This is a genomic window from Brevibacillus nitrificans (assembly GCF_003710965.1).
In the GTDB taxonomy this organism is placed as follows: domain Bacteria; phylum Bacillota; class Bacilli; order Brevibacillales; family Brevibacillaceae; genus Brevibacillus; species Brevibacillus centrosporus.
In genome coordinates, this window is the sequence record NZ_RHHU01000005.1 from 264,412 (window position 1) to 289,027 (window position 24,616).

The 24,616-nt window shown below is 54.1% G+C and carries 17 protein-coding genes; 6 read left to right on the top strand and 11 right to left on the bottom strand.

Annotated features, from left to right (window positions below):
- Nucleotides 1–27 precede the first annotated feature (27 nt).
- Genes opp1B through cntE form a run of 5 tightly spaced genes read left to right on the top strand, consistent with a single transcriptional unit; the run spans nt 28 to nt 4,647 of the window.
- On the top strand, nt 28–960 hold the full coding sequence (opp1B, locus tag EDM59_RS11295; RefSeq protein ID WP_122923806.1) for a nickel/cobalt ABC transporter permease: 933 nt from the start codon (nt 28–30) through the stop codon (nt 958–960).
- Nucleotides 961–1,854, top strand: a complete 894-nt coding sequence (cntC, locus tag EDM59_RS11300; protein WP_122923690.1) for a staphylopine uptake ABC transporter permease subunit CntC — start codon at nt 961–963, stop codon at nt 1,852–1,854.
- Nucleotides 1,855–1,861: 7 nt separating this feature from the next.
- On the top strand, nt 1,862–2,683 hold the full coding sequence (cntD, locus tag EDM59_RS11305) for a staphylopine uptake ABC transporter ATP-binding protein CntD (protein WP_122923691.1): 822 nt from the start codon (nt 1,862–1,864) through the stop codon (nt 2,681–2,683).
- On the top strand, nt 2,670–3,413 hold the full coding sequence (locus EDM59_RS11310; RefSeq protein WP_122923692.1) for an ABC transporter ATP-binding protein: 744 nt from the start codon (nt 2,670–2,672) through the stop codon (nt 3,411–3,413). The genes cntD and EDM59_RS11310 overlap by 14 nt, the downstream gene beginning before the upstream one ends.
- A gap of 34 nt (nt 3,414–3,447) precedes the next feature.
- Nucleotides 3,448–4,647 carry a staphylopine family metallophore export MFS transporter CntE gene (cntE, locus tag EDM59_RS11315; RefSeq protein WP_122923693.1) on the top strand — a complete coding sequence of 400 codons (1,200 nt, stop codon included), beginning with the start codon at nt 3,448–3,450 and terminating at the stop codon, nt 4,645–4,647.
- 54 nt (nt 4,648–4,701) lie between these two features.
- Here the strand turns inward: cntE and pyrH are convergent, their stop codons facing one another.
- The 7 genes from pyrH to EDM59_RS11350 all read right to left on the bottom strand — a co-directional run bounded on the left by pyrH (nt 4,702) and on the right by EDM59_RS11350 (nt 19,957).
- The gene (gene pyrH, locus EDM59_RS11320; RefSeq protein WP_122923694.1) at nt 4,702–5,436 is read right to left on the bottom strand and encodes a UMP kinase; all 735 of its coding nucleotides are present in this window, start codon (nt 5,434–5,436) and stop codon (nt 4,702–4,704) included.
- 165 nt (nt 5,437–5,601) lie between these two features.
- A complete protein-coding gene (locus EDM59_RS11325) occupies nt 5,602–6,120 on the bottom strand; it encodes a ribonuclease FAU-1 family protein (protein ID WP_122923695.1) in 519 nt (172 codons plus the stop codon).
- A gap of 108 nt (nt 6,121–6,228) precedes the next feature.
- The gene (bcaP, locus tag EDM59_RS11330; protein WP_122923696.1) at nt 6,229–7,647 is read right to left on the bottom strand and encodes a branched-chain amino acid transporter BcaP; all 1,419 of its coding nucleotides are present in this window, start codon (nt 7,645–7,647) and stop codon (nt 6,229–6,231) included.
- A gap of 93 nt (nt 7,648–7,740) precedes the next feature.
- Nucleotides 7,741–11,583: a helicase-exonuclease AddAB subunit AddA gene (addA, locus tag EDM59_RS11335; protein WP_122923697.1), complete on the bottom strand. Its 3,843-nt coding sequence runs from the start codon at nt 11,581–11,583 to the stop codon at nt 7,741–7,743.
- Entirely contained in the window at nt 11,580–15,050 is a 3,471-nt protein-coding gene (gene addB / locus EDM59_RS11340; protein WP_122923698.1) for a helicase-exonuclease AddAB subunit AddB, read from the bottom strand. Before addB ends, addA begins: the two co-directional genes overlap by 4 nt.
- A 15-nt stretch (nt 15,051–15,065) precedes the next feature.
- The gene (locus EDM59_RS11345) at nt 15,066–18,719 is read right to left on the bottom strand and encodes an AAA family ATPase (protein ID WP_122923699.1); all 3,654 of its coding nucleotides are present in this window, start codon (nt 18,717–18,719) and stop codon (nt 15,066–15,068) included.
- Nucleotides 18,716–19,957 (bottom strand): exonuclease SbcCD subunit D, encoded by a 1,242-nt coding sequence (locus tag EDM59_RS11350; protein ID WP_092273619.1) that lies wholly within the window; start codon nt 19,955–19,957, stop codon nt 18,716–18,718. Before EDM59_RS11350 ends, EDM59_RS11345 begins: the two co-directional genes overlap by 4 nt.
- A 274-nt stretch (nt 19,958–20,231) precedes the next feature.
- Here EDM59_RS11350 and EDM59_RS11355 point away from each other — a divergent pair, with 274 nt between their 5' ends.
- Complete coding sequence (locus EDM59_RS11355; RefSeq protein WP_122923700.1) at nt 20,232–21,056, top strand: MBL fold metallo-hydrolase; 825 nt, start codon at nt 20,232–20,234, stop codon at nt 21,054–21,056.
- A 67-nt stretch (nt 21,057–21,123) separates the two neighbouring features.
- On the opposite strand, the gene EDM59_RS11360 is transcribed toward EDM59_RS11355, so the two are convergent.
- From EDM59_RS11360 to EDM59_RS11375, 4 genes are all read right to left on the bottom strand, one after another.
- Entirely contained in the window at nt 21,124–22,041 is a 918-nt protein-coding gene (locus EDM59_RS11360; RefSeq protein WP_122923701.1) for a COX15/CtaA family protein, read from the bottom strand.
- A gap of 136 nt (nt 22,042–22,177) precedes the next feature.
- On the bottom strand, nt 22,178–23,113 hold the full coding sequence (gene cyoE, locus EDM59_RS11365) for a heme o synthase (RefSeq protein ID WP_122923702.1): 936 nt from the start codon (nt 23,111–23,113) through the stop codon (nt 22,178–22,180).
- 112 nt (nt 23,114–23,225) lie between these two features.
- Nucleotides 23,226–23,684 (bottom strand): DUF420 domain-containing protein, encoded by a 459-nt coding sequence (locus tag EDM59_RS11370; protein ID WP_122923703.1) that lies wholly within the window; start codon nt 23,682–23,684, stop codon nt 23,226–23,228.
- Nucleotides 23,685–23,718: 34 nt separating this feature from the next.
- On the bottom strand, nt 23,719–24,615 hold the full coding sequence (locus EDM59_RS11375) for a cytochrome c oxidase assembly protein (protein ID WP_122923704.1): 897 nt from the start codon (nt 24,613–24,615) through the stop codon (nt 23,719–23,721).
- Nucleotide 24,616 lies beyond the last annotated feature (1 nt).

Here is a 24,616-nt window from a genome sequence, read left to right on the forward strand (position 1 = left end):
GGCAGAGGGATGTGAAGGAACCGAATGTTGGGCGGCTACATCGTGAAACGCATGCTTATCGCGTTGCCATTACTCGTTGTCATTTCTTTTTTGGCCTTTGTGTTAAACCATTTGTCACCGATGGACCCGGCAGAGATCATCCTCCGCGCGCAGGAAGTTCCGGTTGTAACCGATGCGCTAATCAAAGAGACGAGAGCGGCACTCGGCATGGATCGGCCGCTGTTCGTCAGGTACTTTGACTGGCTTTCATCCTGCCTGCAGCTTGACTTTGGCAGCTCCTATGTGACGGGAAAACCGGTCTGGTCGCTGCTCGGCCCGGCTTTGCTCAACACGCTCAAGCTGACGCTGGTTTCGGCATTCCTCATTATTGTCCTGTCGATCGTGCTTGGCATCGTGTGTGCTTTGAGAGAAGGAAAATGGCTAGATTTATCGATTCGCGGCTTCTCCTTTTTGCTTACCTCGATGCCGCCTTACTGGCTTGCCGCGCTCATGGTCTGGTATTTTTCGGTCAAGCTGGATTGGCTTCCGACCAGTGGAATGGATTCGTACAGCAGCTATGTCTTGCCGGTAACGGTCATTGTGATCGGTTACGCGGGCATCTATTTCCGGACGATCCGCAGCTCCATGCTGAGCAATCTGCATGAAGACTACGTGCTGTACGGCAGAGCTTGCGGCTTACCGGAGAGAAGGATCACGCTGCATATATTGCGCAATTCCCTCCAGGTCGCTGTATCGGTATTTGGCCTTGCGATTCCCATCCTATTGGGCAGCACGGTTGTAGTGGAAAACATCTTCGCATGGCCGGGACTGGGTACTCTGACCGTCAAATCGATACTGAGCCGGGATTTTCCGATTATCCAGGCGTATGTCCTGGTGCTGGCTGCATCCTTCGTGCTGTTTAACACCGTATCCGACATTCTCAATGCGGTGCTCAATCCCAGACTAAGGAAGGAGTTTTAGATGAAGCTGCTGGTGCAATTGATGAAGGATAAACTGGGTGCCGTATCGCTTGCCGTCGTCGCGTCAACCCTGTTGATCGGGCTGTGCGCCCCTCTCCTCGCTCCGCATGATCCAAATGAGGTACATATGGAACTGCGTTTTGCAGAAGCGTCTTGGTCCTATTGGCTCGGCAACGATCATCTCGGCCGCTGCGTATTGTCACGGCTCATTTACGGGATTCGCCCCAGCGTTCTGTGGGTACTCGTCGCGTTGGCCTCTTCTGCCTTTATCGGAGCTGCACTCGGCTTTGTGGCGGGCTATTTCAAGGGGAAAATGGACTCTCTATTGATGCGGCTGTGTGACTGCATGCTTTCATTCCCTGGCTACGTGATGACACTCGCGATCGTCGGCATGCTGGGAGCCGGACTGGAAAATATACTGATCACGTTTGTCCTCATGAAGTGGGCATGGTTCGCCCGCGTCATACGTACTGTCGTCATGCAATTTGCGGACGCTGATTATGTGAAGTTCGCCAAAACGCTCGGTGTCGGTCATTTTCGGATTATGGTGAAGCATATCGTGCCGGTTGCGCTTCCGGATCTTGCGGTTATTTCCAGCAGTACCTTCGGATCGATGATTTTGCAAATATCCGGGCTATCCTTTCTCGGCCTGGGCATTCAGGCACCCCATGCAGAGTGGGGCATGATGCTGAATGAAGCAAGATCCGTCATGTTCTCCAGGCCGGAGCTCATGTTGATTCCGGGTTTGGCGATCGTGGTAGTCGTGTCTGCGGTCAATTTCTTATCCGACGCGCTGCAGACCGCACTCGACCCGAAATTGATGACTGCCAAACGAGGCGCAAAGACACGCATCTTTGCAGCATTTCCGAAGCTGCGCGGGAAGGAGGTTGCCTAAACCAGTCATGAATGTGCTAGAAGTCGATCAATTGAAAATATGGGACGGCCTCACTGGTCGCCTCCTGGTCCCGAATAGCTCCTTTTCCGTTAGACAAGGAGAACGCCTAGCCATTGTCGGCGAAAGCGGCAGCGGCAAATCATTGACTTGCCGGGCGATCATGCGGCTGAATCGGGCGGCACTTCGCCAGTCTGGCCGGATTGTCTTAAACGGCGTAAATCTATCGGAGCTTCCCGAGAAAGAAATGCGAAAGCGGAGAGGAAAGCAGCTCTGCATGATCATGCAGAACGGCATGCGTGCGTTTGATCCGTCTCGCCCTGTCGGTGCCCATCTGCACGAAACGCTGGCTGTGCATTATCCCTGGAGTCGCAGCGAGATGACCGATCAAGTAAAACGAGCGATGGAAGGTGTGGGTCTGAAGGATCCTCTCGCAGTCATGAGCCGTTATCCGCATGAATTGTCCGGGGGCATGCTGCAGAGGGTCATGATCGCACTCGCTATCGTGCTTGCGCCAGACGTGATCATCGCAGACGAACCAACCACTGCACTGGATGCCATTTCGCAATATGAAGTAGTGGAGCAGTTCGTGCAATTGCGCAGCCGCCTTGGCAGCTCGATGATTTTTGTTTCGCACGATCTGGGCGTGGTCAAGCGCATTGCCGATGAGGTACTGGTTATGAAGGACGGAGAAATTGTGGAGCGAGGCACGACGAAAAACATCTTCGCCGCTCCCCTGCATCCGTATACTCGCTATTTGGTTTCGTCCAAGCTGGCGCTGAATCGTCATTTCAAGCAGATGATGGGAGGGAACGGCGTTGCTGAGGGTTGAGGGTGTGTGTAAATCGTACAGCAAAGGAGGCTGGTTCCGTAAAAGGCAGCAGCAGGTGCTGTATGATATCAGCTTTGACTGGAACCAGGGTGAATGTCTTGGCATTATCGGAGAAAGCGGAAGCGGCAAATCGACGCTCGGACGCCTGCTGCTTGGCATTGAAAAGCCGGATCGAGGCAACATCACTTTCGCTGGCAAACCGGTAACCGATCGCAGGACAAGAATGGGAGGCATCAGTGCCGTATTCCAAGATTACACCTCCTCTATCAATCCGTTCTATACGGTCGAGCAAGCGATGCTTGAGCCCTTGCAGCTGGCCATGAAAGAACAGAAAATGCGCGAGAGCAAAATGGAGGGTCTGCTGGTACAAGTCGGTCTGGATGCCTCTTATCTCCCGAAATATCCCCACGAGCTTTCTGGCGGCGAGGCACAGCGGGTATGCATCGCTCGAGCGCTCGCCACCGAGCCCGCATGCATCGTGCTGGACGAAGCGATTAGCTCGCTTGACGGTTCTGTTCAAACGCAGGTGCTCGAACTGCTGAAAAGCCTGAGAACTTCACATGGCATGGGCTATATCTTTATCACCCACGATATCCAAGCAGCTTCCTATCTATGCGACAGCGTCATGATCTTTCGAAGCGGGCAAATAGAGGAAATGATCCAGGTCGAGCGTTTGGGTGATGTTCAGTCCCTCTACGCTAAGGAATTGCTGAGAAAAATTATGGTATGAATTCGGACCCCATGACAAGGAAGGAGTACAAGCAGTGAAAGGAGCTTTCGCCTGGCCGTTTCTGCGGCTGTATTTGCTGACGCTGTTCTATTTTAGCGGCAATTCGATTTTACATGTCGTGATTCCCTTGAAAGGCGAAGCGCTGGGTGCGTCCAATACGACGATAGGGATCATTATGGGCGCCTACCTGTTTACCACCATGCTTTTCCGTCCCTGGGCCGGCGGGCTGATTCAGCGTCACGGGCCGATCAAGGTGCTGCGCATGATCTTGGTGGTAAACGGAGTTGCCCTCGTCATGTATGCGTTTACGGATCTTGGCGGTTATTTCGCCGCTCGCGTGCTGCAGGGGGTATGCACAGCCTTTTTTTCGATGGCGCTGCAGCTAGGCATGATTGACGCCCTCCCCGACAAGAATCGCTCGCAAGGCATTTCCATGTATTCCTTGTGCTCCTACCTGCCGGGCTTGATCGGCCCTTTGCTCGCCATAGGCATTTTGCAGGCAAGTGAGATGAACATGTTTGCTGTATGTATGATCGCGATTGCTGTGTTAACGGGGGCAGTAGGCTATACGGCGAAAATGGACAGGCGCCCGGATGATGCAAAAGACGTGTCCCAGCAGCCAAATCAAGGGACTGCAATGCTGCAATCCGTCAGCCAATTGGTAAAAAACCCGCATTTGTTCAAATGCAGTGTTCTCATGCTGGGCGCGTCCGTGATCTTCGGAGCCGTAACTGCCTTTGTTCCGCTGTATGCTGCACAGTTGGACAGTGGGAGCGCGGCTATCTATTTGATGCTACAGGCAGCGGTTGTTGTGGCAACACGCTTTGGACTGATGAAAAAAATTCCTTCCGATGGAAAATGGCATTCGTATTTTACGATGAGCACCATGCTGCTGCTAGCCATGGCTTCGCTTTGCGTCAGTCTGGCTGCAGTGGCGGGAGCTGCTTTGTTTTATGTCGGCGCCGTTTTAATGGGAGTGGCTCAAGCTCTTCTCTATCCAACACTGACAACCTATTTAAGCTTTGTGTTGCCGAAGGAAGATCGTCCTACCCAAATCGGCTTGTTCATTGCGATGGCCGATCTGGGTATATCGCTAGGAGGCATCGTCTTGGGACCTGTTGCAGATCTCACCTCGTATTCCACGATGTATACCCTTTGCGCGATCCTCGGTGCAGCGATGATACTGGTAGCCTACGACAGGCGTTCGCTGACCACCGAGGAAAGGGTGTCATAAGCAGCAGGAAGAGCTCTCTCGCCAGGAGAGAGCTCTTCGCCTTTTCCGTAACCCCTATTTCAAAACAGCCTCCACATCCCGCGCGATGTACGTCCCAATCTGCTCCCCCTGGCAAATTCTCGCCATCGCACCAGGCTGATCGAAATTGAACACATGCAAAGGCAAACCGTGGTCGCGTGCCAAAATCATGGCTGACTGATCCATGACCTTCAAGTCCTTGCGAATAACCTCGTCACAGGAGAGTGCCTGATACTGCTTCGCTTCTGCATCCTTTCGCGGGTCTGCCGTAAAAACGCCGTCCACGCCATGCTTGGCGACCAAGATGGCATCCGCTTCGACCTCTAGCGCTCGCTGGACAGCTGGATAATCCGTGGTCACGTACGGCTGGCCGTTGCCTCCCGCAAAGATCACCACGTAGCCTTTTTCCAGATGGTGTACAGCGCGCAGACGAATGTACGGCTCTGCTACGGCATTGATCGGCACGGCCGTCATGACACGAACTTCCCGGTTCACCCTCGCCTTGAGCACACCGCGGAGCATCAAACTATTGATGACAGTCGCCAGCGTACCGATGTTGTCTGCTTCAACGCGCTCGATCCCCCACTGATCCGCCATATTCCCACGGAAAATGTTGCCCCCTCCGATGACGATGGCGACCTCAACTCCCATGTCCAGCAGAGCCAAAATCTCCCCTGCAATGTTCTCCAGCTGCTCAGGATCAAAGCCAAAGCCGTTGTCGCCTGCTACAGCCCCTCCGCTCAATTTCACCAAGACTCGTTTGTACCGCATGCTGCTCCCCCCTCCTGTGATGGTCCATCTTGCTATACGAAAAAAAGAACGAAAGCAAATGTCGCTCTCGTTCTTTCAGCAAAAGGTATCGGGCTGGCCAATCCAAGTGATCATTGTCATAACCTGCCCCTCCCTTTTTTAAGAATCCCCAAACTCTTCATCATTTTAAGCAAAGAAATTCGGAAAGTCAAAAACATCCCGACCGCCAGCCAAAATTTTCTGCAGCAGCTCATCTGCTGTCTCGCAGGCAAAGCGATGCTCCGACTTGCTGATGATTCCTTTTTCCATCGCCTCATCCAGTTCGTCCTGATCGAGCAAGTGCGCGCTGCCATCTGGTAATACCACAATATCCAAATAAAGATCGTCGTACCACAAATGGCCATTCTGATCCTTGCCATGTGCCTTGCAAATATCTATGTACCACTGCACGACGTTTCCCAATTCGTCCAGCATCTTGGTCACGGCATACGCCTTTCCATGGGGAAAATACTGCAGGTACACATAGCCTCTATCCCCGACACACAGGCGCTTTTCTCCTACCCACATATAGGCAGGATCAGTGACCTCCTCCAGTGTCAAGCGAACGGCATAGCCGGTAAAGGATAGCGCTTCTACCCACTTTTCCTGGTAACCTAGACGTCTGACTCGTCTCCAGCCTGGACGATCTGCTCGTTTTCGCTTCATGGCCCGTTCTCCTCATCGTTTTCCTTCTCTTCACTCTACCACGAAATGGATCTTTTTGGCAGATACGAAGAAGGCATGCTCCTGTAGACACATGCCTTCCTTCCATCTTCATCGATTTTTGGTGGCTTCCTTATGCAAATGACTGTGTCTGCGTCCGTAAAGAAAGTAAACGAAAAAGCCAACGACAAGCCAGCCGAGAAATCCGAGCTTCGTTACCAGCGGCAAGCTATAAACCAAATACCCGCAAAATATCACGGCCAAAATCGGAACCAAGGGGACGAGCGGAACACGGAAAGAGCGCCGCAAATCCGGATTGGTATTGCGCAGGACAACCACCCCGATGGACACGAGGATAAAGGCGAATAGCGTACCGATATTCGTCAGCTCTGCCAGCTTATTAAGCGGGAGCAAGCCGCTGAAAATCGCGACCAGTATGCCGACAATCAGGGTGCTTTTGCGGGGAACCTGTGTCTGTTCATGAACCTGCGAGAATACCTTTGGCAAGAGGCCATCCCGGCTCATCGCAAAGAACAGCCGTGCTTGTCCGTACATCATCACGAGCAGCACCGTAGTGATCCCGACGATTGCTCCCAGCGAAATAAAGCCTGCCACCCAATCCTGCTGAACGTAAGACAGGGCAAACGCCACCGGATTTTTGACGTTCAGCATCTCATAGGGGACGATTCCGGTCAGCGTCAGGGAAACCGCGATGTAGAGAACCGTGCAAATCAATAGCGATGCAATAATCCCAATCGGCATATCTCGCTGGGGATTGCGGACCTCTTCTGCCGCAGTCGATACGGCATCAAAACCGATAAAGGCAAAAAACACGGTAGCCGCTCCTGTTGCCACCCCGGAAAAGCCGAACGGCATAAACGGACTCCAGTTCTCGGGTTTGACATAGCCGATCCCGACCGCCAGAAACAGCAGGATGACGACCACCTTGATGATGACCATAAGGGCGTTGAAGCGGGCGGATTCCCGCGTCCCTTTCATCAGCAGCATGGTTATGACAAAAATAATGACCACAGCCGGCAAGTCGATGATGGTTCCTTTGGAGGCATCAAACGCACTGGTAATCGCGGTCGGCAAATGAATGCCAAAACCCGTCAAAAGACCTTGGGCATACCCGGACCATCCGCTGGCTACCGCCGCTGCCGCCACGCCATACTCCAAAATCAGGTCCCAGCCAATCATCCAGGCTACCAGCTCTCCAAAAGCCGTGTAGCTATATGTGTACGCGCTGCCGGATACAGGTACAGTAGAGGCGAACTCTGCATAGCACAAGGCTGCGAAGACACAGGCAAGGGCAGAGAGGACAAAAGAGAGCACCAGAGCAGGTCCGGCATGCTCTGCCGCTGCCACACCGGTCAAAACAAAGATGCCTGTCCCCACAATCGCGCCAATCCCCAGCATCGTCAAATCAAAAGCGCTGAGCGATTTTTTCAAGGCACCTTCTTTGCTCGCTGACTGCTCCAGCAGCGTCTCGACCTTTTTTTTCCGCAATAATTGCTGACTCAATGACATCGTAGAGTACCCCCAATAATGGCCGCGCTTGCCTATTTTTCCAAGAAGAAAAACAGTTGAAGTTTGAGCCGAATCAGGGGAAATTATGCATCCTTACACACGAATCGCAAAACCACCGGCGAGCAGGTACAAATAGCTGTCGATTTCCTGCTCTGTCTTTGTGATTTGTCGAATCGCTCTGACATAGAGCTTGAGCTGGCCCTCGTACCTTTTCGTGAGCTCCTCGATAATGGCAGGGGACGGTTCTTTGGCGATCCAGTCTGTCTTGAAGTCGATGAGGATCAATCGACCGTCATGTTCCTCCAGCAAGCAGTCGATAACGCCTTGGACAATCACCTGCTCCTGCGTCTGCTCTCCCAGCTCGGGCTCCACTTCATTGGCCGGGAGCGTCATCGTGAACGGCAACTCGCGATGGACTACTTTTGCCTGCTTCATCATCTGTCCCAGCGGATCGGCAAAGAATCGTGCAATCTGGCCCACATCCACCGCTCCCAGCTGTTCCTCGGTCAAAAAGCGCCTTGCAGCCAGGTCAGCCAGCTGTTCCTTGACATCTGCCTCATCAAGTGGCCGTCTCAGATCAAGATGCTGCATGAGCAAGTGCGTGATCGTTCCTTTTTCAGCGCCACTCAATCGATGCGACTTTTGCTCCGACAAAAACTTCGGCTTTTCCGTGATCGATGGCAGGACGATCGGAGTCCCGCTTTTTCCTGTTCGTGCGTGTCGCTTCAGCTCACTGACACTCCACTTGGCTGCTACACGCGGCGCTACCGGATGGGGATCGCTCCAGCCCAGTCTGTGCTCGATCAGCTCTCGCTTCGAGGCGTCAACCGGACGATCAGGAATCTCTTCTCGCCGGCTCATACGCTCCCACAGAGCAGCCGCGTCTTCTGCTGTCTGTGCCTGCTCTCTTAAGTCATCAGCCAAATAAAAGTGAAAGGACCACTCCGATTCGTCCGGGATTGATCGCACCTGAATCCTCTCTCCCGTTCCCCGATCTTCTGGATATGAACGAAGCGAGTCAGCTGCCGGATGGCGCAAAAGAGCTCTGCCGACCCAATCGAGGTAGCCTTTTGCCTGAATCAGATCCTCGTCGCTAAGCCGCTCTTCGTCCCCTTGTCTTCCCCAATCCGTAATACTTTTCACCAGATTCTTGGAAGAGCCTAGCAAGATCAGCTTTTCACGGGCACGGGTCAGCGCCACGTAAAGGACACGCATTTCTTCCGCGAGCATATCGCGTCGAAGCTGCTGGCGAATCCCTAGCGCTGCGAGACTCGGATAACGCAGCTGCAGCTGTGGCTCGAAAGCCATCGGTCCAAAGCCCAGATCCTTGTGCAGCAAAAATTGGCTTTTGAGATCCATCGTATTGAACTGCTTGCCCATCCCTGCAACGAATACAACCGGGAACTCCAGCCCTTTACTTTTATGAATCGTCATAATGCGTACGACATCTTCATTTTCTCCGATCGTCCGCGCTTCTCCCAGATCATTGCCTGCTTCCTGCATCCGATCGACAAAGCGCAGGAAACGGAACAGTCCTCTGTAGGAGCCTGCTTCGTACTGACGGGCACGATCGTACAAGGCACGCAGGTTGGCCGCACGCTGCTGGCCATTTTCCAGGGCAGCCACGTAATCCAGATAGCCTGTCTCTCGATACAGGACAGACAGAAGCTCTGATAGTGCACCGCGCCGAGCCTGCGTCCGCCAATGCTTCAGTCGCGTAAAGAAGTAGCGCAGCCTTTTTTCCCAGCCCTCATCTGCCGCTTGTTCATCTGCGTACTGGACGACAGCCTGATGGAAGGGACCCGTCGCATAACGAATCCGAATCTGCGCGAGATTTTCCTCTTTTAAGCCAACGATGGGAGATCGAAGGACCGCCGCCAACGGAATATCCTGAAGGGGATTGTCGATCACTCGCAGCAGGGAGAGCATCGTCTCGACCTCTGTTGCAGCAAAATAACCCGCGGTCTGTTCGGCGTAGACGGGAATTCCCGCCTCACGCAGCTCCTCCTGCATCGTTTCTCCCCAGCCGGAGGTGGCACGCAGGAGAATCACAATATCCCGGTACGCAAGCGGCCGAAGCCCTCCTGCCTTCTTATCAAAAACGAGCAGCGGCGCCTCACCCTCTCCAGGCTCCATCCAACGCCGTATCCGTTTTGCGATCAGGCGTGCTTCCAGCTGGGCTACACTCGCCTCTTCTGCATTTTCTATGGAAATATCCGGGATGCTGGCTCCTTCAGACTCCTCGCTTCCCTCTGAAACAGATGCAGCCTCTGGTTCTGTCAGATCGCTTTTCCTGTCGATGAGAAGGACTTCTGCCTGCAGCCGCCCTTCCTCCACATCTGGATAGCTCGCCCGATTGATCAGCTCTGCGGACGGATCGTAATCAATCTCCCCGACTCCCGGCGACATGATCTGGCGGAACAGGAAATTGACGGTATCCACCACTTCTCGTCTGCTTCGGAAGTTGGCAGCCAGGTCGATTCGCAAACCGATCGGCTCTTCATCGCCAGCCAGCTCGGAAGATTCGCTGTCCTTTTGATAGGTCAGATATTTTTCCAAGAAAAGCTTTGGCTCTGCCAGCCGGAATCGGTAAATACTCTGCTTCACGTCTCCTACCATAAAACGGTTGGCTGTACCATTGGTCGCTACATCGCGGGATACCATCTGCAGCAAGGTCTCCTGCACCAGGTTAATATCCTGGTATTCGTCAACGAGGACCTCGGCAAATTGCTCGCGCAGCTGCAAGGAGACCTGCGACGGTGCGATAGTGCCATCCTCCTGCTTCTCCGTGAGCACGCGCAAGGCCAGATGCTCGAGATCGCCAAAGTCCACAATAGACCGTGAACGCTTCTCTAGCTGGAATGCATCAGCAAATGCCGTCACCAGGCGGGCGAGCGTATTCATATGAGGTGCGATGGCATGCAAATCCGCTATATACTGATCGGCTGTCATGGAAAAATACTGCTCCTCCAAATCGCCCAAAGACTTCTTCACACTATTGCGCAGATCTTGCACTTGTTCTTTGACTTCTTTGCTCGTATCAGCGGCCTTCACTGGCGGCAATTTGGCAAAGGTGACGAGGTTGACCGCCTGTCGCGCCGCTTCCCAGCCAGCACGACAAGCTTCATGGGCGCGCTTGAGCGCCTCTGCTTCTGCCTCCAGTAACGGCAAGTAAGCGGCAGGGCCTTCTGGCGAGGATGCGAGCGCAGCCGCACGCTGCAGCTTGCCGGCAAGCCCTGCCAGCTCGAGCTCCAGCGAACGCAAGACACTTCGCGCCCACATCAGCCCGTCGATTCCTTTCCTCCCTGCCTCCGCGAACATGTCAGCCGCAGCCTGCAGCCACTGCGCTGGTTCCGGATGACTGCGCGAAAACTCGTACAGACGCAGAAGAAGATTTGCTAGAATCTGATCATCCTGCCCATCCAGCATGACATCAGCCAGTGCGTGGAAGTCGGCGTCGTCCTCGTACCAGCTCTCCAGCTGCTCTTCGAGGACATCTTGCCGCAGAAGCTCCCCCTCCATCTGATCCGCAATGCGAAAATCCGGATCGAGATCGATCAGATAGTAATACTGTCGCAAAATCCCCAAGCAAAAAGAATGCAAGGTAGTGATCGTCGCACGTTGGAGCAATGCCAGCTGACGACGCAAATGAGCGGAATGGGGATCTTCCTTCAGTGCCTTGCGCAAGGCGTCGCCGATCCGATGGCGCATTTCCGCGGCAGCTGCGTTCGTAAACGTTACGACAAGCAGCTGGTCGACGCCGATCGGCTCTGTCTCATCCATGATGCGGCGGATGATCCGTTCTACCAGTACGGAAGTTTTCCCGGAGCCTGCAGCAGCGGCGACAAGCACGTTGTTACCACGTTTGATGATCGCCTGCCACTGCTCATCTGTCCATTGCTCCGGCTTTGCCTGTGCCGGCGGTTGTGTCGTCATAGGCTCATCCCCTCCTCTCCTGTCAGCTGCTGTTGTTCAAGCATGCTCCACACCTGCTTGTTGTTCCATTTCGTTAATTGACGATGGGAGTTGCCGCCCGTCTCTCCATCGAACTGACAAACTGGCTTGTATGCGCAATAGTCACAAGCTGTCATCGTCCCGTTGGAGTACGGGTCGATGTGAATGGCCCCATTGGTCATTCGCGTACTGATTTCCTTCACAGTGTCACGCACATAGGTCGTCAGCGACTGAAATTGTTCTGCTGTCGCAACGGAAGAGCGGGAAGAGAGCGTCCCATCCTTTTTAATCTCAAAAGGCAAAAGCTCTGATGGCCCTTGCTCTACATGAGCATCCATCATTCGTGCCAGCTCGGGATCAGCCAGCATCAAGCCCTTCATGCGGAGGCGCTTGGCTCGCTCCCGTGCCGCCTCATCGGAAGACAGGAGCCGTTTTGCCGTCACGAACGGATCTGCTACCTGATAGTAGAAGACTCCTCCCATTTCAGCCTGTTTTCCCAGCCATTCCTCTGCATTGGCTACCACGACATCGAGGTAGACCAACAGCTGCAGGTTGAGGCCGTTCCAAACATCCGAGAGCTGAAGCTGCTTGGGACTGGATTTGTAGTCGATGACCCGCAAATACGGCACGTCCCCATCCAGCGATTGGTCCACCCGGTCTATTCGTCCAATCAATTGCAGATCCACGCCGTTCTCCAGCTTGAGTCTCAGACCAGGCAGGTCCCCATTCGGTCCGAAAGCAACCTCCAGCCCAACGGGAGCAAACCGGCTGCGCTTGGCATGCTCGCCAAGGACGTAGATCGCCCTGCCTACCGCTCGCTTTAATTTTCCTGACAGGTAGCGATAGCGCGCCGTCCGCGTCAAAATACTGCTGCGTGTAGCGGGAACCAGCTCTTCGATGACGTCGCTCGCCAGCTGCATGCTGTTTGATTCCGTCAGCTTGCCCCATTCCAGATTGTCTTCGTTCATCTTCTCCACCGCCCGTTTCATCGAGGCGTGGAAAAGCTCCCCTACATCGAAGCGCTCCAGCTTGTACAGCATACGCTCGGACAGCCGCAAGCCGTGCGAGGAAAAATGCGAGAAAGGACAGGCTTGAAAACGCTCCAGACGTGACACGCTCATTTTCAGTTCTGTACCGTACAAGCCAAAGCTTGTCTCCTGTTTCAGCTCGGCAGGCAGGTTCGAGTAACGCAAACCGGACAGCAGCCATTTTTCTCTCGCCTCATCGCGGGAGGAACGCAGAAACCAATCGTAGACCTCCCACCAGAATACCGGCAGCTCCCCAGTCTTTTTCATGCCGCGCAAAAGCGTCAATAAATGGTGAAACACACGTCGCGGGCTTCCGAGCAAAAAGGCATCGGTCTTTGCTTCTCCCGTCGGCTCGTTATGGAAAAATTGGTGCGAGACCGCTGGCAGCACTTCCTTTACCCGTGAAAAGACCGAGGAAGGCAGGAGAGCCGCTCCTTCATGATCTGCCAAAGCACAGCTGAGCATCAGGCGCTCAGACGGCCGCGTCATCGCCTGATAGAGCAAATAAGGCTCTGCCATCAAGCGCTGCTTGGCACTGGGAGCCAGCTCGATCCCCATCTCTGCCAGCCTTTCCCGCTCCGATTCATCGAGAATGCCTTCTTCTTTTGGTCGCAGCGGTATGACACCCTCATTGACCCCGAGCACAAACAACGCTTTGACGTCCGGCTGTCTCGAGCGCTCCATCGAGCCTATCAGCACCTGGTCCAGTGCAGGTGGAACCAAGCCGAGCTCGATTGTCTCTAGCCCCGTGTCCAGCACGCGTGCGTACGTCGTGACATCCATGACTTCTTCGCCCATAACCTCCACGATCTGATCCATTAGTTCAATGAGGCCCGTCCACAGCTGGCCATGCACCTGAGCCGTATCCAGATCTCCTGATTCTTCCGCATTTCTCTGCCAACGCTCCAGCTTGCCAGGGACATCGAGTGAAACTAGCAGATTGTACAAGGCCATCGTCATAGCCCGTACGTTGATCCCCGTCGCCTGCTTCATTTCCTTTTCAAAAGCAAGCAGCGGGGCACTGTACTTGCGTCGCAAAGCATCTGCTGCTGCGTCCTCCTGTGCTCTTGCTGCCCCGCGGAAGTGCCAGTCGGAATCGTCCGCCCACTGCGAGCCGTAGACCCCGTGTGCCAGCACGTAGTTTTCCAATTGATCGACTTCTTTTCGTGTCGCGTTGTCATCCAGAATATCCAGCGCAAACAAATCCGTCTTCAGGCAGCGGAAGACGGCATCGTAACGCCATCTGGTCACGATGACCTCGAGTGCGGAACGAACAAGCTCCACCAAAGGATGATGCAGCACCCCTCTCTTCTGGTCCAAAAAGTGCGGAATGCCGTAATCGGTAAAGATCGTGCTGATCTCATCTGCATAAGTCCCGATCTCCCGCAACAGAATCGCCATGTCCTTCCAGCGGTACCCATCCTCCCGGGCAAGCTTTACGATGTGCAGCGCAACTGCCTCCACCTCAGAACGCCTGTTGGCGGCAGACAGGAGCGCCACCTCGTTATCACGCTTCGGCTCGGGAGCAGCTCCAGGATCTCCCCATTGAAAATAAACCTGCTCGATTTGCTTAAGCCAAGGACTATTTGTAAAGCGAATCAAATCGTTTTGCAGCAGCGGCTGCTCAATCCGAACTCCTGCTTCCCGCGCGATCAGCTCAAGTGCTTGGTAGGTTCGCAGGGTCGGATGGAACAATCCCAGCTCATCCACGGAGGAATGGCGTTCGGTAGGCTCCAAGGTGAGAGCGATCGTTACCTTTTTCGCATGGCGCATCAGCTGCTCGATCACGCGCAGCTCCTGGTTCGTGAAGCCCGTAAATCCGTCGATGTAAATCTCCGCGCTCTTGATGTAGGCAGAGTCAGGAATCATGGTGGCTACGCGATTCAGGATATCGTCAGCATCGCAATACCCCTCAGCCAAATAGTCCTCGTAAGCTGCCATGATCAGCCGAAGATCATGGAGCTTTTGATTTAAATTCGCACTCCCCCACTCCAAGTTCTCCGAGTGGGCAAGTGTCACGCCATACGATTTAAACTCGCTGATCAGACGGCCAAGCTGCGAGGCAAAGCCTGGCTGCAAAGCAGAACGGGCGAACATTTGCAGCTCATCCTTGTGCCGCTCCAGCAGCATGCGCAATACCATGTGCTTGCCGAGATCGTCTACAGGAACCAGCGTCAAATCACCCAGCTCCTGCAGCAAGCGATGCCCCAGCCGGCCAAAGCTGAGTACCTGTGTACCCATAACTCCATTTAAGCCGGGCAATGTCGCCAAAGCGTATTCTTCTTGAAAGCTGGCTTGCTCAGGAACGAGCAAAATCATCGGCGTTCCCAGCGGATTAGCAGAGAGATGCTCGCGAATCTGCTGGTGAATCGCTGTTGTTTTCCCGGTCCCTGCCCGTCCCAGCACAAATTGAACGGCCATTTTTCTCTCTCCTCGCTATTCCATTTCCAGATGAATCTTGCTCCCCGCTCCCATTGGTTCCGCTGGGGTGACGACCAGCCTGCGCGGCATCCGGACGCGAATTTCCGGGACGTGACTGATGACTCCTATCGTAAAGTCGTCCATGCGCAGACGCTCCAATGCATCCATCACTACTTCCAGCAGGTCTGGGTCGAGAGTCCCAAAGCCCTCGTCCAGGAAGAAGAACTCCAGACGCCCGCCCCGCATTTGAATTTCCATCGAGAGAGCCAGCGCCAGTGATAGGGAGGTCAGGAATGTTTCTCCGCCTGACAACGTGCTTACAGGGCGGCGCATTCCTCCTGCTGCCTCATCTCGCAGCACAAACTCGCCTTCATCCCCGATTTCCAGCGCGTAGCGATTGGCGGTCATCCGCTTCAGGTGATAGGAAGCATCCCGAGCGATCGAAGCCAGCTTTTCCTCAGCGATAAACTGGACAAACGCTTTTGCTTCAAACAGCTTTTTCAGCTCTTCCAGACGGCTCTGCTCATCCTGCTGCTCTCCCAGCTGTGCCTGAAGCAGCAGCCATTTTTCGTGATTGCTCTCCATCCGGTCTACCTGTTCCTTCGCTACGGCAACCTGCTTCTGTACCTCGAGGAAGGTCTGCTCCCATGCCTCCCACTCCTGTTTGGCGAGCAAAAACTCCTCAGTGGATACCGAGCGGCCAGCCAAAGATTGCACGAGCCGCTCCTCGTCATAGCGCTGCTGATCACGCGCCCGTTCAAAGGCTTCCACTGCGGAAACAGCCTCCTGCAGCTGATCGCGCTGCGCATACAGCTTTCGCACCTGCTCGGCGGATTCCATGCTGTTTTCCCGAAGTGCCTGCTGCATCGCTTCGTATGCTTCGGATCTTTGTCGAGTCAGGACTGCATATGCCTCCGTATGCTTCAACAAATTGTTTTGGACATTTTCTCGAACGGCAGCAGTCTCTTTCCGTTTCTCTTCTGCCGCGACAACTGCCTGACGCAGCTTTGTGAGCGTCTCCTCGACCATTTGCAGGCGCTCGCGAGCAGGCTGTCCCCCCGTTCGCTCCAGCCACTGCACATGCTTTTGCTCCCACAGCTTTTGGCGGTCGGCAAGCTTTTCTGCCGCTGCCGCCTCCCGCGCCTTGCATTCGCTGCGGCGTGCTTTCGCCGAATCGCATTGCGTCGCAAGCGTCACTCGCAGCTGCTCTTTTTCCGCGCGAATACTCTGCAGGCTTGCCATTTGCCGGTCACGTCTGCCGATTTCCTCGAAGTGGCGCTCGATTTCCTCGATCAGCAGGTCTTTGCGTTTGGCATCCAGCTCTTCCGCCGCATACCTTACCTTTTCTTCCGCGACCTGCAGACGGCTTTTTCCGTCTGCGATCGCCTTTTCCAGCTGCTCTACAATCACCGCGCTTCGTGCAAGCAGGCCTTTTTGTCCTGCCTCTTCCTCACGCAGTACCTCGATTTCTTGCGCAAGCTTTTCCCGCTCTTCTTTCAAACGTTCCCGCTCAGCCTGCTTTGCCAGAAGCTCTTTTTCCTCGTACTGGTACACCCGCAGCAAATCTTCAAAAGAGTCCACCGAAGCCCAAGCTTCCCCGTTTTCACGGCACTCTTTTTGGAGGGCCTCCTCGCGCGCAGCCAGCGTATCCCACTCGCTTTTCAAAGTGGCGAGCCGCTCTTCAAACGCTTTTTGCTCTACATGGGCTGTAAGCAGCGCTTCCTTGGCCGACCGCGCCAATCGTTCTGCTTCGCGCCACGCCTCTTCCGCAGCTTTCACGCGAGCACGCAGCTCATCGCCTTCCGAGCGTGCATCTTCCTGCCCCGCATGGTCTGTTTCCCCGCTCTTGTGGTGCGTGGATCCGCATACCGGACATTCATCTCCGTCCGCCAGACGCTCGCGCAAATAACGTGCCATGTTCTCCTGCTGCCAGCTCTCCAGCGAGTCGCGCAGACGCTGGAAGCTCTCCTGCTGCTTGAGCACCTGCCCCTCTTTTGCCTCGCTCTCGGCTTGCAAGGCGCTCCAACGGTCTTCGGCGTGCTGCTGCTCTGCCTTTGCGCGCTCCCACTTATCCTTCCAGTCTGTTTTTTGCTGGACTAGCTCACGCCACTGCCGTCCAACCTGCTTCATTTCGTTTAGGTTACTTCTTGCCTGCTCCCATTCGCCATCAGTCATCGTCGGCTGGGAATCCGGCGAATTCCATCGGTTCTTGGCCTGCTCGAGCTTTTGCGCACTTGCTTCCCATGCCTTGCGATGGTACTCTGCTTTTTGCGTCGCTTCCTGAAGCTGTCGTTCGGCAGCTACCGCCTCGTCCAGAAGCTCCTGGCGCTTGGCAATCTCTCGCTCCCACTGCTGTCTGGCTTCTCTCGCCGCTGTCACCTGATCGCGCCATTCTGGAGTAACCGCTGCCTGCTTCATCTGCTCGTCCAGCCGCTTCCACTCCTGCTCCCAAATCCGGAGCGCTTCCTCGTCCCGAGCCAGCTGCTCCTCCGTCTGGTTCAGCGCAGCGATCATCTCGCCTCGTTCCCGCTCCAGACCTGTCCATTCTGCCCGGATCGCCGCGAGCTCGGCCTCCCATTCTTCCGCTTGGGCGAGTCTGCTCTTTTGCAGCGTCAAGTCAGGCTCCTGAGCAAGCAGAGATGCCTGGGCCTTCTGGTACTCCAGCTCGGCTGCTTCTGCCAGTACGCGGACACTGTCCTGCTCCTCGCGGCTTCGCTCGACTGCTTGTCCTGTCGTGAGCCACTCCTGATCCAGCCTTTCCCACTGCTGCACATGCGGCCATACCCGAATACTGGACTCCCACCCGCGAATTTGCGTTTTCTTTGCGTCGATTTCAGGCTGACTCGCGGTGTACTGCTCCAGCTGCTTGCGTACAGTATCCAGCTCCTGCTGCCATCGGTAAATCTGCTCCAGCGACTTGAGCTTTTCAGCCAGCTCCCGCTTTTGCGAATGGAATTCCTGTTCTTTTTCTGCTGCGTCCGTCCATGTCTGTCTGGCTGCCTCCAAGGCGTCGTACCCTGCGTCACCCAGAGCTGCGGCCTCGAGCTGCAGACGGTGCAGCTGCTCCTTTGCCTGCTCCAGCGCATGACGAACGCGATCGCTCAGTTTTTCGCCGTAAATATGCAGGCGGAACATCCTTTGCAGCATCTCATTTCGCTCACTGCCCTTCAGCGTCAAAAAGCGGGAAAACTGCCCCTGCGGCAAGACGACCGCACGCGTAAAGTCTTGAAGTGTCAGCCCGATCAGCTCCTCAACCGCCGCTGTAGCCGCTGTCGCTTTGGACTCGAGGACGACATCCGGTTCACCTGTCAGGGCGCCCGATTGGATCAAGCGCACTTCCGGCTGGCGCTTGTTTCCCTTTTTGTCCAGCCCAAATTCCCGCTCTACCGTGTACTGCTTGCGGTCCTCGCCCTTTCCCAGCTCAAAGGTAAAGGACACAAAGACGCGCTGCTCCAGCTGATTGAGAACTTCTTTGGGGTGGTTTCCTCCCCCCAGACGTACAACCTGTCCGTATAAAGCGAGCGTAATCGCGTCCAAAATCGTAGACTTTCCGCTTCCCGTCGGACCGAATATCCCGAACAGTCCAGCCTGGCACAGGATTTCGAAATCTACCTCCTGCAATTCCCGATAGCTGTGCATTCCAGAAAGCTTTAATCGTATCGGCCTCACTGCGCTTCCTCCTCTCCACCGGTTTCCGCAAGCAGCCGCTCAAACATCGCCACCAGACGCTCATCTGGCTGTGCTCCCCGTTTTCTTTCATAAAAGCGGCGGAAAAGCTGCTCCGGTGTCAGCTCGGCCAGCTCCACCCGCTCAGTCTCTTCATCCTGGCGGTCTTCCCGCACAACGACCCGCTGAATTTTGAGGAAATCATCGCTTAATTTGCGCAGACGCTGAAATTCTGCCGGGTCAATCACGTCAGATACATGCAGCTCCAGATCGATCCATGCCCCCGCGTCTCTGCCCTCTGCGAGCCACTGCTCTACCTGGGAGATTCCTTCGGTCGCCTTCCAGCGTGCCAATGGACGACCGCTCGTCAAATAAATAATTTCCTCCTGCACCTCACTGCCCGGTACCACCTCGACCAAGACGACAGCTTTGCTCTGTCCTGCCTCAGAAAAGCTGTAGGATAAAGGAGACCCGCTATAACGCACGAGTGGCTTTTCCCGCAGCTTCTGCAGCCTGTGCAAATGTCCCAGCGCCACGTAATCTGCTTTCTCAGGGAAAGCCATCGGCGACACGGTCATCGCTCCCCCAATTTGAATAGGTCGCTCCGAATCCGTCTCCAGTCCGCCCATGACAAATAGATGGCTCGTGACCAGGTTGACTGTATCGTCTCGAAAATGGCGGGAAAGCTCCGTAAGTAGCTGCCCGATCCGCTCGGAAAAAGCGAGCTGCATCTGCTCCTGGGAGAAGCTCTCGGACAAAAGCTCCTTCAAGCGGGACTCCGATGGGTATGGCAAAGCCAGCACGACTGCGTGATGCTCGCACCCCGGCACGGCAAGCTCCAGCCAAGACGGACCGCCATCGACGATCCGCACGCGCCCCTCTACGGTCTCCTCAGGGGTCAGCGGCGATTCCTTTGGCAGACCCAGCAGGACAATCCCGTGCTTCGTAGCCAATGGCGCAGCCGCTCTCACCCGCTCAGGCTGATCGTGATTGCCCGCGATGACGACTACTCCCCTAGTGCCTTCCGCAGACAATCGTTCCAGCGCTTCGTAAAACAGCTCTTCCGCCCAGGCAGGAGGGTTTACGGAATCGTATACGTCTCCCGCGATCAGCACCAGATCCACGCTTTTGTCATCCGCAATCTGGCATAGCTCGTCCACAAATGCTGCTTGCTCGATCCGGCGGTCCCTGCCTTCCAGCTGACGCCCGAAATGCCAGTCCGCTGTATGTAAAATGCGCATGCCTTTCATCCTCTCGTCACGATCATGTGTTTGCTTTTTTTATTGTAACAAAAGACAGCGAGGTGCGCGGTTGAAATTTACTCCACTTCGAAGTAACTTGGGAAGCGAGCCCGGGGAAACCAAGCAGGAACTAGACCCAAAGACCGCGAAACCCATTCAAGCACAACCTGTCGCAAAAGGACTAACTTCCGCCTTGCGATGAAATTTTCCGTCAGCCTCTCCCCCAGCGTAATCGCCTCTATCTATTTGATCCCGGAAAGGAGCTCCTTTTCCCATGATTCAATACAAAAATGATCGTGTCACTGTTTTTCAAAGCGCCCTGTTTCAGACCACAACTACCGTCATCTCGTTGGACGAAGTGATAATCGTCGTCGATCCAAACTGGCTCCCTGGCGAAATCCAAGAAATACAAAGCTTCGTGCAATCGATTCGCGGCGACAAGGAGCTCTACCTGCTGTTTACTCACGGAGACTTCGACCACATCATCGGCTACCGGGCTTTTCCAGATGCCAAAACGATTGGCAGCTACGGTTTGCAGCATCATCCCAAAAAGGATTACAAGCTGCAGCTGATTCACGAATTTGATGCGACCTATTACTTGAAGCGCGACTACCCGATCGAGTTTCCCGCACTGGACATCGTCATCACGGAGGAATACCAGCAGGTCACGCTCGGTTCCACGCCCTTGCACTTCTATCTGGCACCCGGTCATTCTGCCGATGGTCTATTCACCGTTATCGATTCGATCGGTGTCTTCGTAGCTGGCAACTATCTTTCCGATTTTGAACTGCCCTTTATTTATGACAGCGCCAAAGCCTATCAAAAGACAATGGAGCTCGCCTCGCGAATCATCGACGAGCATCGCCCCTCTCTTCTCATTCCCGGTCACGGGCAAGCGACAGTTGACGTGGCGGAGATGAAGCGCCGCGTTCACTTGTCTGCAGATCATTTGGAGAGATTGACGCAGGCTGTCATCGCAAATGACGAAGCCACTCTTTCCGCTTTGGAAAAAGAGCACGCCTTCTTCTCTCCTACCACGCAGGAGTCTCATCAGGAAAATGTTCGCATCATCCGCCGTGAGTACACAGGCAAACACTGAACGAAAAAACAAAGCCGCTTACCTGTTACGAGGCAAGCGGCTTCTTTCGTGGCTTCTATTTTCCCTGCTATTTCTTTCTTGGCATTTTCAAGCGAGGCGACTTTAGCGACTGCAGACACATGTAGCAGATGACGCCGAACAAAATCGTAATGATCATCGAGTGCAGAAGCGTCGCGTACAGATGCAGCTGGAACAAAACGACGAAACCGCCGCTGAACACCTGGAGGACGACAAGCACGAAAGCGATAATGCTAGCTCCGTACAAATCACGGCGCGTATCTTTGAAGTGCTTCACGGCGTAGATCAGGTTGATCAGCATCAGGATCAAGAGCAGCATCGCTCCCAGCCTGTGCGCAAAGTGGATACCCGTCTGTCCCGACAGCTCTGGAATCAGCTTGCCCTGACACAACGGCCAGTCGCTACATGCCATGCTGGAGCCGGTATGCCGTACATAAGCACCGAGATAGACAACCCCGTAGGCGTAAATCGTGACGCCCCAGATCCAATTGCGAAATCCTTTAGGAGCCTCGGCTTGCACCATGCCCTCCATCCGATCCCGCTGCAGGACAAAGCCCGTCAGTAGAAACACCCCGGTAAACGCCAGCAAAGAGAAACCAAAATGGAGCGCAAGAACGGCTGAGGACTGCGGCCAGATCACGGCAGAAGCTCCGAGAATGGACTCCAGTACAATAAAAAACATGCCAAACAGGGCCAGATTGCGAACCTCTTGATTGCCCCGATAAAAGCGCCAGCACATGACCGAGAATAGCAGAACGATGATGCCGGCAATACCCGTAATCAGGCGATGCGTATATTCAATGATCGAAGCTAACGTATACTCCGGGACCCATTTGCCGTTGCAAAGTGGCCAGTCATTTCCGCATCCCAGACCGGAATCCGTCTTGGTTACAAGCGACCCGGCTACCATGACGATAAACATGACGAGAGTAGCAAGAACGGCGAGAGGCTTCAGCCATTTTTCCATAGTGAATACACCCTGTTTCCTGTGAGGATGGAGGTCTGTCGTACGTAAGACCTCTTGCGTTTGTCCTCTCTTACATTAATGAAACATCCCCTGCTAAGCAAGGGATGTTCCGTGAACATTTCGTGAGTGATATGTGTCAATAATAGTGCACCATGGTGCTGATGACGATGGCTGCACAAAAGACGGTCAAATACAGAATGGAATAGCCGAAAAGCTTGCGCGCCCACGCCAAATCGTCCTTGGCACGGAAGCCTTGGAACAGAAGAACCATGTACACGATGCCCATAATTCCCATGACGATCAAATAAACGTAGCCTACGCTTCCGTGAATGAAGAGCAGAAGAGACGCCGGGAACAGGACAGAACCCCACAGCACCATTTGACGCTTGGTTTCGGCAAAGCCCTTCACTACCGGCAGCATCGGCAAATTCCCTGCGCGATACTCTTCGGTTTTCAACATAGCCAGCGCCAAGAAATGCGGCGGCTGCCACAAGAACATGATCAGGAACAGCAGCCATGCAGCCGGATCCATACTGTTCGTAACCGCTACCCAACCGATTACGGGCGGAGCCGCACCGGAAATACCGCCAATGACCGTATTCAACGTTGTTACACGTTTGAGCGGTGTATAGATCAGCACGTAAAAAATATGTCCGATCAATCCCCAAACCGCTGCCAACGGGTTCGCGAAGACTGCGAGAACAGCCAGACCCGCGAGCAATAAGCCAATCCCTACCAGTAATGCATTCCGAGGGGAAATGCGCCCGGTAGCAACCGCCCGGGTTTTGGTACGCTTCATTTTCAAATCGAGTTCGCGATCATAAAAGTTGTTTAACGCCGCACCAGACATGATCACCAAAGCGGTGCCAAGCATGGTGAGGATCGCTAGTTTCCAGTCTGGAAAACCGAATGATGCCAACCACAGAGCAGAAAAAGTGGTCATCAGGTTGGACATGGTAATACCAGGCTTTGTCAGTTCTACGTAGTCGCGCCATGTTGCCTGTTGTACCGATTGTGCCTGCAAGACAGTATCAGCTTCAAGCGATTCCTGCATCGTTACTCGCTGATCCACAGTTTGTACCTCCTGTCTGAATCTATCTGAACATCCGAATTTGCAATAGACAAACTAACTTTCATTGTAGCCAATGCCCGTAAAGCAAGTCAACTTGCCGGGTGTGCTTCCATTACCTTCCAAAGATAACATCAAGCACGCCAGCCGTCTCCCCACCCGGGTAAATCAGGTAAAGCAGTGTATAGACGGTAGCACCTGTAATGGCTGTAATAAACCAAATAATCGACGTCCACGGACCAATCTTTCTATGCTTTGCAATCTCATTTTTGTACGCGTATCGCAGCGTAATCAATCCCATCACTCCCCCTACCGTTGCCAGGGTAATATGGAAGATCAGGAAGGTTTGATAGATCGGCTTGAGACTATCCGGTCCACCGAAATGCGTGTTCCCTACAAAAGCTGTGCGGGAAACGTAAGTAATGAAGAAGATCGTCGCACAGATGGCGGCCCACTTCATGATTTTCATATGCTTCTCAATTTGTCGCTTCGCAACCGCGTACCAGCCAAAAGCAACCAGGATGCCGCTGATGACGATAAACGATGTACTTATCGTAGGCAACAAGATGGACATTTCTACACCTCATTCACGTAATTACGTCTCTTTTTCAAACGCTGCCATCTTCTGCAGCAGGCGATTTCATTATAAGGGAGGCAGACTGCTGTTCCATAGGAAGATCGTCCTGCTTCTCCTGTTTATACCAGTTGTAGAAGACGTAGGCAAGCACAGATCCGTAAACAAGCTCTTGGACAAGCTTCATGATGATTCCGCCCAGTCGCTGGTCACTGAAGGTCGTCAGGCTTTCAAACAGCTGAGGTGCCTGCATGTACGTAGCATACAGCGGGTTCTCTGCGAAAATAATCAACGCACAGGCTGGCGTGATCAATACGCCATTGGCGAAGATGTACGTGAGCTTTTTCAATCCCGCCAGTTGCTTTTTGCTATCGGAAAGCGGGCTGACAATCGGCCACCACATCGCAAAGGCAGCTAGCAGCAGCACAATATGGTAGACGGACATCCATTCATGGTTCTGGGACGCAGCGTCAAAAATGAATGGAACATGGTAGAAAGAGAACAGTGTATTGAACAACAGGGCAGCCACCAACGGGTGCGTCACGAGGTTAAGTATAGTCCGCATGACCCTCGGTTGAAAAATCCTCGCCAGAAGCCACTCTGGAATGGCCAACAAAACAAGCGGTGGCAATGCAAAGTAAAGAATCGATTGCTGCAGCATGTGAAGACTAAACAGGTAATGATGGCCGTAATAACTGATGGGACTCCCTTGTGCCGCATAAAACAGAATCAACGCAAATACAAACAAGATTTTTTGTCTCGTTGATGCGGGTGTGGCATGGGCAAGCTTTTGGCGAAACGGACCCGTCAATAAAAAATAGGCAACCGCAAAGAGCAAGGTAAGCAGCATGACATCCGGACTCCACAAGTCGGAAAAGGTTGCGCTGCCTGCTCCTGATGACAAGCCATGCAGGTGCTGCTGATTATCCATG

Excerpts from the sequence above, each read along its gene's own strand:
- EDM59_RS11375 (WP_122923704.1), bottom strand. The coding sequence starts at position 24,615 with ATGGATAATCAGCAGCACCTGCATGGCTTGTCATCAGGAGCAGGCAGC.
- cntD (WP_122923691.1), top strand. The coding sequence starts at position 1,862 with ATGAATGTGCTAGAAGTCGATCAATTGAAAATATGGGACGGCCTCACT.
- addA (WP_122923697.1), bottom strand. The coding sequence starts at position 11,583 with ATGACGACACAACCGCCGGCACAGGCAAAGCCGGAGCAATGGACAGAT.
- cntC (WP_122923690.1), top strand. The coding sequence starts at position 961 with ATGAAGCTGCTGGTGCAATTGATGAAGGATAAACTGGGTGCCGTATCG.
- EDM59_RS11350 (WP_092273619.1), bottom strand. The coding sequence starts at position 19,957 with ATGCGCATTTTACATACAGCGGACTGGCATTTCGGGCGTCAGCTGGAA.
- EDM59_RS11360 (WP_122923701.1), bottom strand. The coding sequence starts at position 22,041 with ATGGAAAAATGGCTGAAGCCTCTCGCCGTTCTTGCTACTCTCGTCATG.
- EDM59_RS11325 (WP_122923695.1), bottom strand. The coding sequence starts at position 6,120 with ATGAAGCGAAAACGAGCAGATCGTCCAGGCTGGAGACGAGTCAGACGT.
- bcaP (WP_122923696.1), bottom strand. The coding sequence starts at position 7,647 with ATGTCATTGAGTCAGCAATTATTGCGGAAAAAAAAGGTCGAGACGCTG.
- EDM59_RS11370 (WP_122923703.1), bottom strand. The coding sequence starts at position 23,684 with ATGTCCATCTTGTTGCCTACGATAAGTACATCGTTTATCGTCATCAGC.
- pyrH (WP_122923694.1), bottom strand. The coding sequence starts at position 5,436 with ATGCGGTACAAACGAGTCTTGGTGAAATTGAGCGGAGGGGCTGTAGCA.
- EDM59_RS11355 (WP_122923700.1), top strand. The coding sequence starts at position 20,232 with ATGATTCAATACAAAAATGATCGTGTCACTGTTTTTCAAAGCGCCCTG.
- addB (WP_122923698.1), bottom strand. The coding sequence starts at position 15,050 with ATGGCCGTTCAATTTGTGCTGGGACGGGCAGGGACCGGGAAAACAACA.